Annotated in this window: 12 protein-coding genes; 7 read left to right on the forward strand and 5 right to left on the reverse strand. The window is 68.1% G+C overall.

Annotated elements, in window-relative coordinates; genetic code table 11:
• Nucleotides 1–34: 34 nt before the first annotated feature.
• Both OG966_RS21905 and OG966_RS21910 read right to left on the reverse strand, forming a co-directional pair.
• Nucleotides 35–2,305 (reverse strand): (Fe-S)-binding protein, encoded by a 2,271-nt coding sequence (locus OG966_RS21905; protein ID WP_326651457.1) that lies wholly within the window; start codon nucleotides 2,303–2,305, stop codon nucleotides 35–37.
• 130 nt (nucleotides 2,306–2,435) lie between these two features.
• Nucleotides 2,436–2,993 (reverse strand): sugar transferase, encoded by a 558-nt coding sequence (locus OG966_RS21910; protein ID WP_326651458.1) that lies wholly within the window; start codon nucleotides 2,991–2,993, stop codon nucleotides 2,436–2,438.
• A 252-nt stretch (nucleotides 2,994–3,245) separates the two neighbouring features.
• Between OG966_RS21910 and dnaK the strand changes: the two genes are divergently transcribed.
• From dnaK to OG966_RS21930, 4 genes are read left to right on the forward strand one after another with little or no spacing between them, the layout of a single operon-like run.
• Nucleotides 3,246–5,099 (forward strand): molecular chaperone DnaK, encoded by a 1,854-nt coding sequence (gene dnaK, locus OG966_RS21915; RefSeq protein WP_326651459.1) that lies wholly within the window; start codon nucleotides 3,246–3,248, stop codon nucleotides 5,097–5,099.
• Nucleotides 5,096–5,737, forward strand: coding sequence for a nucleotide exchange factor GrpE (grpE, locus tag OG966_RS21920; RefSeq protein WP_326651460.1), 642 nt, complete (start codon nucleotides 5,096–5,098; stop codon nucleotides 5,735–5,737). The genes dnaK and grpE overlap by 4 nt, the downstream gene beginning before the upstream one ends.
• 30 nt (nucleotides 5,738–5,767) lie before the next feature.
• Nucleotides 5,768–6,952, forward strand: coding sequence for a molecular chaperone DnaJ (gene dnaJ, locus OG966_RS21925; protein WP_326651461.1), 1,185 nt, complete (start codon nucleotides 5,768–5,770; stop codon nucleotides 6,950–6,952).
• 4 nt (nucleotides 6,953–6,956) lie between these two features.
• The gene (locus OG966_RS21930; RefSeq protein WP_326651462.1) at nucleotides 6,957–7,418 is read left to right on the forward strand and encodes a heat shock protein transcriptional repressor HspR; all 462 of its coding nucleotides are present in this window, start codon (nucleotides 6,957–6,959) and stop codon (nucleotides 7,416–7,418) included.
• A gap of 183 nt (nucleotides 7,419–7,601) precedes the next feature.
• On the opposite strand, the gene OG966_RS21935 is transcribed toward OG966_RS21930, so the two are convergent.
• Nucleotides 7,602–8,585 carry a helix-turn-helix transcriptional regulator gene (locus OG966_RS21935; RefSeq protein ID WP_326651464.1) on the reverse strand — a complete coding sequence of 328 codons (984 nt, stop codon included), beginning with the start codon at nucleotides 8,583–8,585 and terminating at the stop codon, nucleotides 7,602–7,604.
• Nucleotides 8,586–9,019: 434 nt separating this feature from the next.
• Here OG966_RS21935 and OG966_RS21940 point away from each other — a divergent pair, with 434 nt between their 5' ends.
• Nucleotides 9,020–9,340 carry a (2Fe-2S)-binding protein gene (locus OG966_RS21940; RefSeq protein WP_142214562.1) on the forward strand — a complete coding sequence of 107 codons (321 nt, stop codon included), beginning with the start codon at nucleotides 9,020–9,022 and terminating at the stop codon, nucleotides 9,338–9,340.
• A gap of 148 nt (nucleotides 9,341–9,488) precedes the next feature.
• Here OG966_RS21940 and OG966_RS21945 read toward each other — a convergent pair whose 3' ends face one another.
• Complete coding sequence (locus OG966_RS21945) at nucleotides 9,489–9,896, reverse strand: pyridoxamine 5'-phosphate oxidase family protein (protein WP_326651467.1); 408 nt, start codon at nucleotides 9,894–9,896, stop codon at nucleotides 9,489–9,491.
• A gap of 139 nt (nucleotides 9,897–10,035) precedes the next feature.
• Between OG966_RS21945 and clpB the strand changes: the two genes are divergently transcribed.
• Both clpB and OG966_RS21955 read left to right on the forward strand, forming a co-directional pair.
• The gene (gene clpB, locus OG966_RS21950; protein WP_326651468.1) at nucleotides 10,036–12,627 is read left to right on the forward strand and encodes an ATP-dependent chaperone ClpB; all 2,592 of its coding nucleotides are present in this window, start codon (nucleotides 10,036–10,038) and stop codon (nucleotides 12,625–12,627) included.
• Nucleotides 12,628–12,926: 299 nt separating this feature from the next.
• A complete protein-coding gene (locus OG966_RS21955) occupies nucleotides 12,927–13,475 on the forward strand; it encodes a YbjN domain-containing protein (RefSeq protein ID WP_326651469.1) in 549 nt (182 codons plus the stop codon).
• Between the two features lie 19 nt (nucleotides 13,476–13,494).
• On the opposite strand, the gene OG966_RS21960 is transcribed toward OG966_RS21955, so the two are convergent.
• Entirely contained in the window at nucleotides 13,495–14,607 is a 1,113-nt protein-coding gene (locus tag OG966_RS21960; RefSeq protein ID WP_326655316.1) for a glycosyltransferase family 39 protein, read from the reverse strand.
• Nucleotides 14,608–14,641 lie beyond the last annotated feature (34 nt).

The raw sequence follows: 14,641 nt of genomic DNA on the forward strand, positions 1-14,641 counted from the left end.
GCTCCCGTGTTGCGTACGGACTACTTCACCGGCCCTACTTCACCGGCTCGGGCTCCGGCGCGTCCTTGGACTCCTCGGAGGCAGCCGGGTCGGCCGGAGGCGTGCGCACCGAGTCGAGCAGCAGCTGCGCCACGTCCACGACCTGGAGCGATTCCTTCGCCTTGCCTTCGTTCTTCTTGCCGTTCACCGAGTCCGTGAGCATGACCAGGCAGAACGGGCAGGCGGTGGAGACGATGTCCGGGTTCAGCGAAAGGGCCTCATCAACACGCTCGGTGTTGATGCGCTTGCCGATCCGCTCCTCCATCCACATCCGGGCACCACCGGCGCCGCAGCAGAAGCCGCGTTCCTTGTGGCGGTGCATCTCCTCGTTCCGCAGGCCCGGCACCTTCGCGATGATCTCGCGCGGCGGCGTGTAGACCTTGTTGTGACGGCCCAGGTAGCAGGGGTCGTGGTACGTGATCAGACCCTCGACCGGCGTCACCGGAATCAGCTTGCCCTCGTCGATGAGGTGCTGGAGCAGCTGCGTGTGGTGGATGACCTCGAACTCGCCGCCCAGCTGCGGGTACTCGTTCGCGATCGTGTTGAAGCAGTGCGGGCAGGTCGCGACGATCTTCTTCGACGACTTGGGCTTCTTCGTCGAGGGGTCCTCGTCGTCCTCGCCGTACGCCATGTTCAGCATGGCCACGTTCTCCTGGCCGAGCTGCTGGAACAGCGGCTCGTTGCCCAGGCGCCGGGCCGAGTCACCCGTGCACTTCTCGTCGCCGCCCATGATCGCGAACTTCACGCCCGCGATGTGCAGGAGCTCGGCGAAGGCCTTGGTGGTCTTCTTCGCCCGGTCCTCCAGGGCGCCCGCGCAGCCGACCCAGTACAGATAGTCGACTTCGGACAGGTCCTCGACGTCCTTGCCGACGATCGGGACCTCGAAGTCGACCTCCTTGGTCCACTCGACGCGCTGCTTCTTCGCAAGACCCCAGGGGTTGCCCTTCTTCTCCAGGTTCTTGAGCATCGTGCCCGCCTCGGACGGGAACGCGGACTCGATCATCACCTGGTAGCGGCGCATGTCGACGATGTGGTCGATGTGCTCGATATCGACCGGGCACTGCTCCACGCACGCACCGCAGGTGGTGCAGGACCAGAGCACGTCCGGGTCGATGACGCCGTTCTCCTCGAGCGTCCCGATCAGCGGACGCTCGGCCTCGGCGAGGGCCGCCGCCGGCACGTCCTTGAGTGCCTCGGCCGAAGCCTTCTCCTCGCCCTCCATCGTCTTGCCGCCGCCGGCCAGCAGATACGGGGCCTTGGCGTGCGCGTGATCGCGCAGCGACATGATCAGGAGCTTCGGAGAGAGGGGCTTTCCGGTGTTCCAGGCGGGGCACTGCGACTGGCAGCGGCCGCACTCCGTACACGTGGAGAAGTCGAGGATGCCCTTCCAGGAGAACTGCTCCACCTGGGATACGCCGAAGACGTCGTCCTCGCCCGGGTCCTCGAAGTCGATCTCCTTGCCGCCGCTCGTCATCGGCAGGAGCGCGCCGAGCGCGGTCGAGCCGTCGGCGTTCCGCTTGAACCAGATGTTCGGGAAGCCGAGGAAGCGGTGCCAGGCGACACCCATGTTGGTGTTGAGCGAGACCGTGATCATCCAGATCAGCGAGGTGCCGATCTTGATCATCGCGGTGAAGTAGATGAGGTTCTGGAGCGCCCCGAGGCTGAGCCCCTTGAAGGCGAGGACCAGCGGATACGAGACGAAGTAAGCGGCCTCGTAGCCCTCGACATGGTGGATCGCGCCCTCGAGCCCGCGCAGGGCGAGGATCGCGAGACCGATGGTGAGGATGACGTACTCGACGAAGTACGCCTGCCAGGCCTTGGAGCCGGCGAAGCGCGACTTGCGGCCCGCCCGCGAGGGCAGGTTCAGCAGCCGGATCGCCATCAGCACGACGATGCCGACGACCGTCATCAGGCCGATGAACTCGATGTACATCTCGAACGGCAGGAAGCCGCCGATGACCGGCAGCGTCCAGTCCGCCTGGAAGAGCTGTCCGTATGCCTGCGCCAGCGTCGGCGGCAGGGTGAGGAAGCCGATCGCGACAAACCAGTGGGCGAAGCCCACGATCCCCCACCGGTTCATCCGGGTGTGGCCGAGGAACTCCTTGACCAGGGTGATCGTGCGCTGCTTGGGATTGTCGGTACGGCTGCCCGCGGGCACGGCCTGGCCGAGCCTGACGAACCGGTAGATCTGCGCGACGGCTCGGGCGATGAGCGCAACGCCGACCACGGTCAGGACCAGCGACACGATGATCGCGGCGAGTTGCATTTGGGGGCTCCTCGGGCCTGCGAGGGTGGGATTCGGCGACTTCTACTAAGCGGTAACTTAATCAGTCCGTTGCTGAGAGTACCCACTTATTGCGCCGCACTGTAGCCGCGCACGCGGTGATCTGTGTCGCTCAGGCAAGCCTGACCGGGCGGGCCCGGCGAGGACGGACCGGAGCGAGCCCGGTGAAAGCGGCCGGGAGGGTCCGGGCCAGGATCAGCAGGTCCAGTCCCAGCCAATACTCCTCCATGTAGTGCAGATCGAGCACGGCCATCTCCTCCCAGGGGAGTTCGGAGCGTCCGCTGATCTGCCAGAGGCCGGTGATGCCGGGGCGTACGCCGAGCCGGGCGCGGCCGGCTCCGGTGGCGGGCCCGGAGTTCTCCGGCGGCAGCGGCCGGGGGCCGACCAGCGACATCTCGCCGCGCGCCACATTGATCAGCTGGGGCAGCTCGTCGAGGAAATGGTCGCGCAGCGCCCGTCCGACGGGTGTGCTGCAGCGGGTGCCGGCCCGTCGCGTACGGAACGTCAGCATTGCAAAGGTGCGGCCGCCGAGACCGGCCCTGTCCTGGCGGGTCAGTACGGGCCCCGGAGAGGTGAGCGCGACCGCCGCGGTGACCGCGAGCAGTACCGGGGACAGGAGCAGCAGCAGGATCAGACTGCCCGTCAGATCGACGGCTCGCTTTGCAGGCATGGGTACACGCCTTTCATCACGATTGACAGTTATTAACCGATTTTTTCGGCTTTGACTCTCGCAGATGAGCGCTGTGCGAAACCCGTGCGCCACGCGCGTGGGCCCTTGGGGGCGGGATGGGCGCAGGAGTCGGCAAGGGTGCACGTAAGTGCCGGATAAAACTTGAGTGGGGCAGACTCATGTCTGTTGACTCGTAGGACCCGGTCATGCATCCTTGAGCCAGATCCACTCAAGTCAGCTGGAGGAATTGAAATGGCACGTGCGGTCGGCATCGACCTGGGCACGACTAACTCCGTCGTCAGCGTTCTGGAGGGCGGAGAGCCCACCGTCATCACCAACGCCGAGGGTGCCAGGACCACGCCGTCCGTCGTCGCCTTCGCGAAGAACGGTGAGGTGCTGGTCGGCGAGGTTGCGAAGCGTCAGGCAGTCACGAACGTCGACAGGACCATCCGGTCGGTCAAGCGCCACATGGGCACCGACTGGAAGATCGAGCTCGACGGGAAGCACTTCAACCCGCAGCAGATGAGTGCCTTCATCCTGCAGAAGCTGAAGCGCGACGCGGAGTCCTACCTCGGAGAGAAGGTCACCGACGCGGTCATCACCGTACCGGCGTACTTCAACGACTCCGAGCGTCAGGCGACCAAGGAGGCCGGTGAGATCGCGGGCCTGAACGTCCTGCGCATCGTCAACGAGCCGACCGCGGCCGCGCTGGCCTACGGCCTCGACAAGGACGACCAGACCATCCTGGTCTTCGACCTCGGTGGCGGCACCTTCGACGTCTCGCTGCTGGAGATCGGCGACGGAGTCGTCGAGGTGAAGGCGACCAACGGTGACAACCACCTCGGTGGTGACGACTGGGACCAGCGCGTCGTCGACTACCTGGTGAAGCAGTTCGCCAACGGTCACGGCGTCGACCTGGCCAAGGACAAGATGGCTCTCCAGCGTCTCCGCGAGGCCGCGGAGAAGGCGAAGATCGAGCTGTCGTCCTCGACCGAGACGAACATCAACCTCCCGTACATCACGGCCTCCGCCGAGGGCCCGCTGCACCTGGACGAGAAGCTCACCCGGGCTCAGTTCCAGCAGCTCACCGCGGACCTGCTCGACCGCTGCAAGACCCCGTTCCACAACGTCATCAAGGACGCCGGCATCCAGCTGTCCGAGATCGACCACGTGGTCCTGGTCGGCGGCTCGACCCGGATGCCCGCCGTCGCCGAGCTCGTCAAGGAGCTCACCGGCGGCCAGGACGCCAACAAGGGTGTGAACCCGGACGAGGTCGTCGCCATCGGCGCCGCGCTCCAGGCCGGTGTCCTCAAGGGTGAGGTCAAGGATGTCCTGCTCCTCGACGTGACCCCGCTGTCCCTCGGTATCGAGACCAAGGGCGGCATCATGACCAAGCTCATCGAGCGCAACACCACGATCCCGACCAAGCGGTCCGAGATCTTCACGACGGCCGAGGACAACCAGCCGTCCGTGCAGATCCAGGTCTACCAGGGCGAGCGCGAGATCGCGGCGTACAACAAGAAGCTCGGGATGTTCGAGCTGACCGGTCTGCCGCCGGCCCCGCGCGGGGTCCCGCAGATCGAGGTCGCCTTCGACATCGACGCCAACGGCATCATGCACGTGACCGCGAAGGACCTGGGCACGGGCAAGGAGCAGAAGATGACCGTCACCGGCGGCTCCTCGCTGCCGAAGGACGAGGTCGACCGGATGCGCCAGGAGGCCGAGCAGTACGCGGACGAGGACCACCGTCGCCGCGAGGCCGCCGAGAGCCGTAACCAGGGCGAGCAGCTCGTCTACCAGACCGAGAAGTTCCTCAAGGACAACGAGGACAAGGTTCCCGGTGATGTGAAGACCGAGGTCGAGACCGCGCTCACCGAGCTGAAGGAGAAGCTCAAGGGCGAGGACACGGCCGAGATCCGTACGGCCACCGAGAAGGTCGCCGCGGTCAGCCAGAAGCTCGGCCAGGCGATGTACGCCAACGCCGCGCCCGAGGGCGGCGCTCCCGGCGCCGATGCGCCCGCCGGTGAGCAGGCCAAGGCTGAGGACGATGTCGTGGACGCCGAGATCGTGGACGACGAGAAGGACGCCAAGGGTGGTGCGGCGTGACCGAGGAGACTCCGGGCTTCGACGAGAAGCCTGACGTCCCCTCCGGCGCCACACCTGACGACGCCGCCGAATCCGCCGAGTCCTCCGAGAAGGAGGGCCCGGCGGCCCCGGCAGGGGACGCAGCAATGATCGTCGGCCTGACGGCACAGCTGGACCAGGTCCGCACGGCGCTCAACGAGCGCACGGCAGACCTCCAGCGGCTCCAGGCCGAGTACCAGAACTACCGCCGTCGCGTGGAGCGCGACAGGATCACGGTCAAGGAGATCGCCACGGCGTCCCTCCTGACCGAGCTCCTGCCCGTACTCGACGACATCGGTCGCGCCCGTGATCACGGGGAGCTGGTGGGCGGGTTCAAGTCGGTTGCCGAATCCCTCGAGACGGCCGCCGCCAAGATGGGCCTGCAGCAGTTCGGCAAGGAGGGTGAGCCCTTCGACCCGACGATCCACGAAGCCCTGATGCACTCGTACGCACCGGATGTCGCGGAGACCACGTGCGTCGCGGTCCTGCAGCCGGGGTATCGCATCGGCGAGCGGACCATCCGCCCCGCGCGGGTCGCGGTGGCCGAGCCCCAGCCGGGCGCGGCCCCGAAGGACGAGACGGCGACCGACGAGGAGAGCGGTGGCCCGGAAGAGGGCTGACGCAATGATCATCCGAGAGGAGGGACGTCGATGAGTACGAAGGACTTCGTCGAGAAGGACTACTACAAGGTTCTCGGCGTCCCGAAGGATGCCACCGAGGCCGAGATCAAGAAGGCGTACCGGAAGCTCGCCCGCGAGTTCCACCCGGACGCCAACAAGGGCGACGCCAAGGCCGAGGGTCGTTTCAAGGAGATCTCCGAGGCCAACGACATCCTCGGCGACCCCAAGCGGCGCAAGGAGTACGACGAGGCGCGCGCCCTCTTCGGCAACGGTGGCTTCCGGCCGGGTCCCGGCGGCCCCGGCGGCACTTTCAACTTCGACCTGGGCGACCTCTTCGGAGGCGCACAGGGCGGGACGCAGAGTGGCGCCGGAGGCTTCGGTGGCGGTCTCGGCGATGTGTTCGGCGGCCTGTTCAACCGTGGCGCCGCCGGCACGGGTACGCGTACCCAGCCGCGCCGTGGCCAGGACATCGAGTCCGAGGTGACGCTCAGCTTCACCGAGGCGGTGGACGGGGCCACGGTCCCGCTGCGGATGTCCAGTTCGGCGGCGTGCAAGGCGTGTTCGGGCACCGGCGACAGAAACGGTACGCCTCGGGTGTGCCCGACCTGTGTCGGCACCGGCCAGGTCTCGCGCGGCGGCAGCGGCTCCTTCTCGCTCACCGACCCGTGCGTGGACTGCAAGGGCCGCGGCCTGATCGCACAGGACCCCTGCGACGTCTGCAAGGGCAGTGGGCGCGCCCGCTCCTCGCGCACCATGCAGGTCCGTATCCCCGCGGGCGTCTCCGACGGCCAGCGGATCCGGCTGCGCGGCAAGGGCGCACCGGGCGAACGAGGCGGCCCGGCCGGCGACCTGTACGTCGTCGTGCATGTCGGTGCCCACTCCGTCTTCGGCCGCAAGGGCGACAACCTCACGGTCACCGTGCCCGTCAGCTACGTGGAGGCGGCCCTCGGCGGCGAGGTGAAGGTGCCGACCCTCGGCGGTCCCCCGGTCACGCTGAAACTGCCCGCAGGGACGCCCAACGGTCGTACGATGCGTGCCCGCGGCAAGGGTGCGGTCCGCAAGGACGGCACCCGCGGCGACCTGCTGGTCACCGTCGAGGTCGCGGTCCCCAAGGAGCTGAGCGACAAGGCGAAGGAAGCGCTGGAGGCCTACCGCGAAGCCACCGCGGAGGAGGACCCGCGGGCCGAGCTGTTCCAGGCCGCGAAGGGAGCATGAGGCAATGGACGGACGTCGCCGACAGTATTCAGCTGTCAGCAGGGCTTACGAACTGACCGACGAGTCGCCGGTGTACGTGATCTCGGTGGCGGCGCAGCTCTCGGGTCTGCATCCGCAGACCCTGCGGCAGTACGACCGGCTGGGTCTGGTCTCGCCGGACCGTACGGCAGGCCGGGGCCGGCGCTACTCCGCCCGCGACATCGAACTGCTTCGCACCGTCCAGCAGTTGTCGCAGAACGAGGGCATCAACCTGGCCGGGATCAAGCGCATCATCGAACTGGAGAACCAGGTGGCGGCGCTCCAGCAGCGGGTGGTGGAGCTGTCTGCGGCCGTGGACGGCGCGGCGGCGGCGATGCAGCAGCGCGAGGCGCAGGTGCATGCCTCCTACCGGCGCGATCTGGTGCCGTACCAGGATGTGCAGCAGGCGAGCGCGCTGGTGGTCTGGCGGCCCAAGCGTCCCGAGTAGCACCGGAGTCGTGTCCCGAGCAGGACCGCAGTTGTGCGGCTGAGGGGCCGGAGAGCGAGTCGCTCTCCGGCCCCTCAGCCGTGTGAAACATGTGACGGGACGCCAGCTTCTTACGTTCCCTTCTCGCGTCCTGTGGCGTTCCCAATGCAAACGGTCCCGCCGGCCACCCCGCTGTCCCGGGCCTCAGCCCTCGTGCTCCAGAATCCCCGACTGCGCGATGAGATAGCCGAGTTGGGTCCGGCTGCCGCTGCCCAGCGCGGAGCCCAGCTTGGCGATATGGGCACGGCAGGTACGGACGTTCATGCCGAGCCGCCGGGCGATGGCCTCGTCCACATGGCCCTCGACCAGCAGCTTGGCGATCGAGCGCTGGACGCCTGTGATGCCGTCCAGCGGGGGGCCGTAGGAGACCTGCTCCTCCCACGGGATGCCGTGCAGCCAGAACTGCTCGAAGACGCCGACGAGATACTCGACGATTCCCTTGTGCCGTAGCTCAAGTGCCGAGAGCCTGTCGCTACTTGCCGGTATGAACGCTACTTTCCGGTCGACAATGATCAGCCGGTCGATGATCTCCTCGAGCGTGCGCACCTCCACGCCGGACGGGCCGACCTGCTCCATGTAGGAGAGCGTGGCCGGGTGGTGGCGGGCCGTGTGCTGGTAGAGCGTCCGCATCCGTACGCCGCGGTCGATCAGCGGCTCCACGCGGCGCAGAGCCTTCTCCAGGATGTGCGGCTGCCGCCCGCTGCCGGGCTGCACCGTGAGGAGCTCCTCCGAACACTCTGCGGTGACCTGGTCAAGGGTTGTGTTGATGCGGTTGAGACCCTCGAGGACGGTGATCCCCTGTGGGACGGTGGAGTTCTGAGCACTGAACGCCATGAATGGCTCAAGTGCGTCGGTCAGAGCGACAGTTCGCCGTCGGCGCTCTTGGATCTCCCGCTCGATGGGGTGTATCAGCTGTGTCAGCGCAGTGGTCGGTGGAACCGGACGGAGCCACTGAGCGTCGTCGGGATCCGGATGCAGCAGGGCGAGATCGAAGAGGCAGGGTGTGGGTTCCGCCTCTGACCGGGCTATTCGCCCGGTCCGCAGAGCGGTGATGTAGAGAACCTTCCCCGCTTCGCACAGCTCGCCGTCTGCGTGAGGGTGTCCCGTTTCGCCCTCCTTCGATGACATATGCACCCCCTCAGGCTCCTGCATTACAGGAACATGATGCCTGCCGTCGCTGGTGCAAGCGTTCGGAGTGAGACATCGTCTTATGCGCGGGGGAGGAGGAATGATCAAAAGAGGTGGAGATCACCCATGTCTAGGACGCTTCGTGCTCTTTGTGCTCTTGCCATAGCGGCGGCCGCGCTCGGTGCGGTGGCTTCCGGCGAGCCCTCCTGGGGTAGCTCTCCCGCCGGCGCGGTGACGGCAGCCCCTGGCGAACCTTCGTGGGGCTTCGCTCCCGCGGACGCTGTGGCAGCAACGCCCGGTGAGCCCTCCTGGGGTGTCGTCGCGGCAGACGCGGTGCGTACTCCTGGTGAGCCTTCCTGGGGTGTGGCGCCGGCAGATGCCGCGGGTACTCCTGGTGAGCCTTCCTGGGGTGTCGCTCCGGCCCGCACGGACGCATGACCGTTCCACCGGACGACCGGGTCTTCCGGCGTGAAATGGCTACGGCCTACCGATCGGGGTGGCATTTCATCGACCTCGTCACGGCAATCCCCCACCGTGGCGACTCGTTGATGGTCACCCTCTTCGGAGAGCCGATAGTCGTGGCGCGCGAGGAGGACGAGGACGTCCGCGCGTATCGGTGCCTTCGCAGGCCCCGTGGAGCTCCACAGCCCGTCCGCTGTGCCATCCGGTACGGCATGATTTTCGTCAATCTCGACCAGCGGGACCACCAGCTGGTCGAGCCCGACACCACCACCGCCACCCCCCGCAGTGCCTGAGCGGTTCCCCCGTCGTTGTAAATCGCTCAGGTGCTTCCCCCACACAGCGGCGCCATCGTGGACCTGAAACACGATGGCGCCGCTGTGCATTTCCCGTACGGAGCTGTGTCCCGTGCGGAAGCGGGACGGCCGGCTTCGGCCGAGTCCGTCAGCCGCGTCCCATCGCCCGGTCCAGGGCGATTTCGATGAGCACCCGGTCCGGGTTGGGTGCCGGCATGCGCTCGTAGCGCTCCGCGTAGCGCCGTACCGCGTCCTCGATGAGCTCCGGCTCCGTGCGTACGGTCGCCAGCCCCTCCAGCGTCGCCCAGCGCCCCCGGTGGACCTGACAGACGGCCACGCGCGCCCCGCCCTGGCGGTCGGCGGCCAGGATGTTGGCCACCTTCGTGCTGCTCTTGTTGGTGATGATGCGGGCGAGCCCGGCCTCGGGGTCGTATGTCACGCCCACCGGGACGACGTGCGGGCTGCCGTCCGGACGCTGTGTGGTGAGCGTGCACAGATGGTATTCACGCCAGAACGCGAGGTATTCGGGACCTGGGTTGCGTACGTCGATGGCCATGCTCTGCAGGGTAATTGTGACGGCAACCGGTCGCGTCGGCACCGCCTGCTCCCTGCTTGAGTGAAGTAGACTCAACTTTGTGCAGGTTGAATGAGTCAGTGTTGACGGAAGAGCCCTTGAGCGAGGAGGAGAGACCGCAGTGGACGCCGAGCTGACCAACAAGAGCCGGGATGCGATCAACGCCGCCACCACCCGGGCCGTGTCCGAGGGGCACCCCGATCTGACCCCCACGCATCTGCTGCTCGCGCTGCTCGCGGGCCAGGACAACGAGAACATCACCGATCTGCTGGCCGCGGCCGAAGCCGACCAGGCAGCCGTGCGGTCCGGGGCGGAGCGGCTGCTGGCCGCGCAGCCCAGCGTGACCGGGTCCACCGTCGCGCCGCCGCAGCCCAACAGGGAGCTGCTCGCCGTCATCGCCGACGCCGCACAGCGGGCCAAGGAGCTCGGGGACGACTACATCTCCACCGAACATCTCCTCATCGGTATCGCCGCCAGGGGCGGCCAGACCGGGGAGGTGCTGGACCAGCAGGGGGCCACGGCGAAGAAGCTGCTGGCCGCGTTCGAGACGGCGAGGGGAGGGCGCAGGGTGACCACAGCCGACCCCGAGGGGCAGTACAAGGCGCTGGAGAAGTTCGGTACGGACTTCACCGCCGCGGCCCGTGAGGGCAAGCTCGACCCGGTCATCGGCCGGGACCAGGAGATCCGCCGCGTGGTGCAGGTGCTCTCGCGGCGTACGAAGAACAACCCCGTCCTCATCGGCGAGCCCGGCGTCGGCAAGACCGCCGTCGTCGAAGGTCTCGCCCAGCGGATCGTGAAGGGCGATGTGCCCGAGTCGCTCAGGAACAAGCGGCTGGTCTCGCTGGACCTCAGCGCGATGGTTGCGGGCGCGAAGTACCGCGGTGAGTTCGAGGAGCGGCTGAAGACCGTCCTCTCCGAGATCAAGCAGAGCGACGGCCAGATCATCACCTTCATCGACGAACTGCACACCGTCGTGGGCGCCGGCGCGGGCGGCGACTCCTCGATGGACGCGGGCAACATGCTCAAACCGATGCTGGCGCGCGGCGAGCTGCGCATGGTCGGCGCGACGACGCTCGACGAGTACCGGGAGCGGATCGAGAAGGACCCCGCGCTGGAGCGGCGGTTCCAGCAGGTGCTGGTCGCCGAGCCGTCCGTGGAGGACACGATCGCGATCCTGCGCGGGCTCAAGGGCCGGTACGAGGCTCACCACAAGGTGCAGATCGCGGACTCGGCACTGGTCGCCGCCGCGACGCTCTCGGACCGGTACATCACCTCGCGTTTCCTGCCGGACAAGGCCATCGACCTGGTCGACGAGGCCGCCTCCCGGCTCCGTATGGAGATCGACTCCTCGCCCGTCGAGATCGATGAACTCCAGCGCTCCGTCGACCGGTTGAAGATGGAAGAGCTCGCTCTCAAGAACGAGACCGACCCGGGCTCCAAGCAGCGCCTGGAGAAGCTGCGCCGCGACCTCGCCGACAAGGAGGAGGAACTGCGCGGCCTCACCGCGCGCTGGGAGAAGGAGAAGGAGGGTCTCAACCGTGTCGGTGGGCTGAAGGAGAGGCTCGACGAGCTGCGCGGTCAGGCCGAGCGGGCCCAGCGCGACGGCGACTTCGACACCGCTTCCAAGCTGCTGTACGGGGAAATCCCGGGCGTGGAACGAGAGTTGGAGGAGGCGGCGGAGGCCGAGCAGGAAGCGGCCAAGGACACCATGGTCAAGGAGGAGGTCGGCCCGGACGACATCGCGGATGTGGTCGGCTCCTGGACCGGGATCCCGGCCGGTCGGCTGCTCGAGGGCGAGACGCAGAAGCTGCTGCGCATGGAGCAGGAGCTGGGCAGGCGGCTGATCGGTCAGATCGAGGCGGTGCGGGCGGTCTCCGACGCGGTCCGGCGTACCCGGGCCGGGATCGCCGACCCGGACCGGCCGACCGGCTCGTTCCTCTTCCTCGGCCCCACCGGCGTCGGCAAGACCGAGCTGGCGAAGGCCCTCGCGGACTTCCTGTTCGACGACGAGCGGGCGATGGTCCGCATCGACATGAGCGAGTACGGGGAGAAGCACTCCGTGGCCCGGCTGGTCGGTGCGCCTCCGGGGTACGTCGGCTACGAGGAGGGCGGCCAGCTCACCGAGGCCGTGCGGCGGCGTCCGTACTCCGTCGTGCTGCTCGACGAGGTGGAGAAGGCGCATCCCGAGGTCTTCGACATCCTGCTCCAGGTCCTCGACGACGGCCGGCTGACGGACGGACAGGGCCGCACGGTGGATTTCCGCAACACGATCCTGGTCCTGACGTCGAACCTCGGCAGCCAGTACCTGGTCGAGCCGCTCACCTCGGAGGAGGAGAAGCGGGAGCAGGTCCTGGAGGTGGTCCGGGCTTCCTTCAAGCCGGAGTTCCTGAACCGGCTGGACGATCTGGTGGTCTTCTCGGCGCTGTCCCGCGATGAGCTCGCGCACATCGCGAAGCTCCAGATCGACCGCCTCGCGCAGCGCCTCGCCGAGCGCAGGCTCACGCTGGAGGTCACCCCGGCGGCGCTCGATTGGCTGGCGGACGAGGGCAACGACCCGGCGTACGGGGCACGGCCGCTGCGCCGTCTGGTGCAGACGGCGATCGGCGACCGTCTCGCGAAGGAGATCCTCGCGGGCGAGGTCACGGACGGCGACACGGTCCGGGTGGACCGCTTCGAGAACGGGCTGATCGTGGGCAAGGCGGGAGCGGCTTGATCGTGGGCAGCGTGGGAGCGGCCTGATCGCGGGCAGGGCAGGGCAGGGCGGGGCTGACGCGGTGCGGGGCGCGTCTCCCCGCGCCCGCTCTGTCCCCCATGGGGGACAGGCCCCGGCCCGCCGTGGGGCCCGCGACCCCACGCCACCGCGTATCCCCTCATCGGGGGCACGGGAAGGCGCCGGCAGGGGAAAGGCCCGGCCGGAAATGTCAGCCCGCAGCGGATCGGGCGAGTCGGGGGTTGCCATGCCCCGCCGGGCATGGGAGAGGATGGCGGGAACCGTACGAAGGGAAATACACGGTGACCATCGATCCGTCCTCGATTCCTAATTTCGGGGGCCAGCCCCAGCCGCAGGCCGCAGGACCGGCGGGCCCCGTCGTTCCCGATCAGGACCTGGTCAAGCAGCTCCTCGATCAGATGGAGCTCAAGTACGTCGTCGACGACGAGGGCGACCTCGCCGCGCCGTGGGAGGAATTCCGCACGTACTTCATGTTCCGAGGCGAGGAGGACCAGCAGGTCTTCTCGGTGCGGACCTTCTACGACCGTCCGCACGCCCTCGAGGACAAGCCCAAGCTCCTCGACGCGATCGACGACTGGAACCGTCGCACCCTGTGGCCGAAGGTCTACACGCACATCCACGACGAGGAGGAGGACGCCCCCAGCACGGTCCGCCTCATCGGCGAGACACAGATGCTGATCGGCATGGGCGTCAGCCTGGAGCACTTCGTGTCGTCGACGGTCAGCTGGGTCCGGGCCTCGATCGAGTTCGACAAGTGGCTCGTGGAGCAGCTCGGCCTGGAGCCGGCGGACGAGAAGGCAGCCGACGAGAAGCCCGCCGACGACGCCTGAGCGGCCCCGGCAGCACCGGCTACGGCGCCAGCGGGGACAGTGTCACCAGATACGTCCCGTAGGCGAACGACAGCCCGGCCAGCGCGACGGTCACCACGACCGCCGCCCTCGGCCGGGCTTTTGTCATGGCGCGGGCCACCGGCAGCAGCAGCGGAAAGGCCGGCAGCAGAAAACGCGGCTTGGACTCGAAGAAGCCGGAGCCTCCGACCGTGATCAGCACCAGCACGAGGGTGTAGACGAATACCGCCAACGGCGGCCGCTCCAGCGCGAAGAGCACGAACAGCAGCACCGCCGCCGCGACGACCAGCAGCGACAGCACGGGAGGGAACATCGCCGGGCGCAGCACGATGTCGCGCACCACCTTCAGCGCTCCGATCCCGAAGTCGAAGCGTGAGTTCCAGCCGCGCTGCACGGCGAAGTACCCGCGCAGCGGGTCGCCCGTACGGAAGCCGACGAAGAGCACATAGCCGCACCAGCCGAGCGGCGCCACGGCCGCGCCCGTCCAGATCCGCCACCCCGGGCGCCCGCCCCGCCGGTACGCCTTGGACACCTCGTACACCGCCACCGCGAGCACCGCCGCGGCCACCGCGATCCCGTTGGGCCTGGAGAGCCCGGCGAGTGTCGCCAGCGTGCCCGCCCACACCCAGCGGCGGGTGAGCAGCGCGTACAGCGACCAGGCGGCGAAGGCGGTGAGCACCGGCTCCGTGTACGCCATGGAGAGCACGATCGAGTGCGGAAGCAGGCCCCAGAGCAGGACCGCCGTGGTCGCGACGCGCCGTCCGTGCAGCCGCTCGACGACCGCGTAGATGCCCAGGGCCGCGGCCGCGGCCGCGGACCAGGAGAGCAGCAGCCCGGCGGTGCCGCTGGTCACGGGCAGCACGGTCGTCACCGCGCGCAGCAGCCCCGGGTAGAGCGGGAAGAACGCCAGATCGCTCTGGACCGAGCCGTCCGGCCAGCTCAGGATGCGGCCGTAGCCGTGCTCGGCGATCAGCATGTACCAGTCGGAGTCCCAGGTACGGGCCAGCAGCATCCGGGGCGAGCGCCCGATGTGCCAGGCCCAGCCGGCCATCACCAGCAGCCCGGCCAGCCGCGCCACCGCGAACAGACCCAGCGCGGGGACTGCCCTCAGCATCGCGGCGCGCCGGCGGGAGACGGGCCTGGCACCC

The sequence above is a fragment of the Streptomyces sp. NBC_01750 genome (assembly GCF_035918095.1).
Classification (GTDB): Bacteria; Actinomycetota; Actinomycetes; order Streptomycetales; family Streptomycetaceae; genus Streptomyces.

Bases quoted from the DNA above. Each gene is read 5' to 3' on its own strand.
- OG966_RS21905 (WP_326651457.1), bottom strand. From the start codon at position 2,305: ATGCAACTCGCCGCGATCATCGTGTCGCTGGTCCTGACCGTGGTCGGC.
- OG966_RS21940 (WP_142214562.1), top strand. From the start codon at position 9,020: ATGACCGTTCCACCGGACGACCGGGTCTTCCGGCGTGAAATGGCTACG.
- dnaJ (WP_326651461.1), top strand. From the start codon at position 5,768: ATGAGTACGAAGGACTTCGTCGAGAAGGACTACTACAAGGTTCTCGGC.
- OG966_RS21960 (WP_326655316.1), bottom strand. From the start codon at position 14,607: ATGCTGAGGGCAGTCCCCGCGCTGGGTCTGTTCGCGGTGGCGCGGCTG.
- OG966_RS21945 (WP_326651467.1), bottom strand. From the start codon at position 9,896: ATGGCCATCGACGTACGCAACCCAGGTCCCGAATACCTCGCGTTCTGG.
- OG966_RS21935 (WP_326651464.1), bottom strand. From the start codon at position 8,585: ATGTCATCGAAGGAGGGCGAAACGGGACACCCTCACGCAGACGGCGAG.
- OG966_RS21930 (WP_326651462.1), top strand. From the start codon at position 6,957: ATGGACGGACGTCGCCGACAGTATTCAGCTGTCAGCAGGGCTTACGAA.
- OG966_RS21910 (WP_326651458.1), bottom strand. From the start codon at position 2,993: ATGCCTGCAAAGCGAGCCGTCGATCTGACGGGCAGTCTGATCCTGCTG.
- dnaK (WP_326651459.1), top strand. From the start codon at position 3,246: ATGGCACGTGCGGTCGGCATCGACCTGGGCACGACTAACTCCGTCGTC.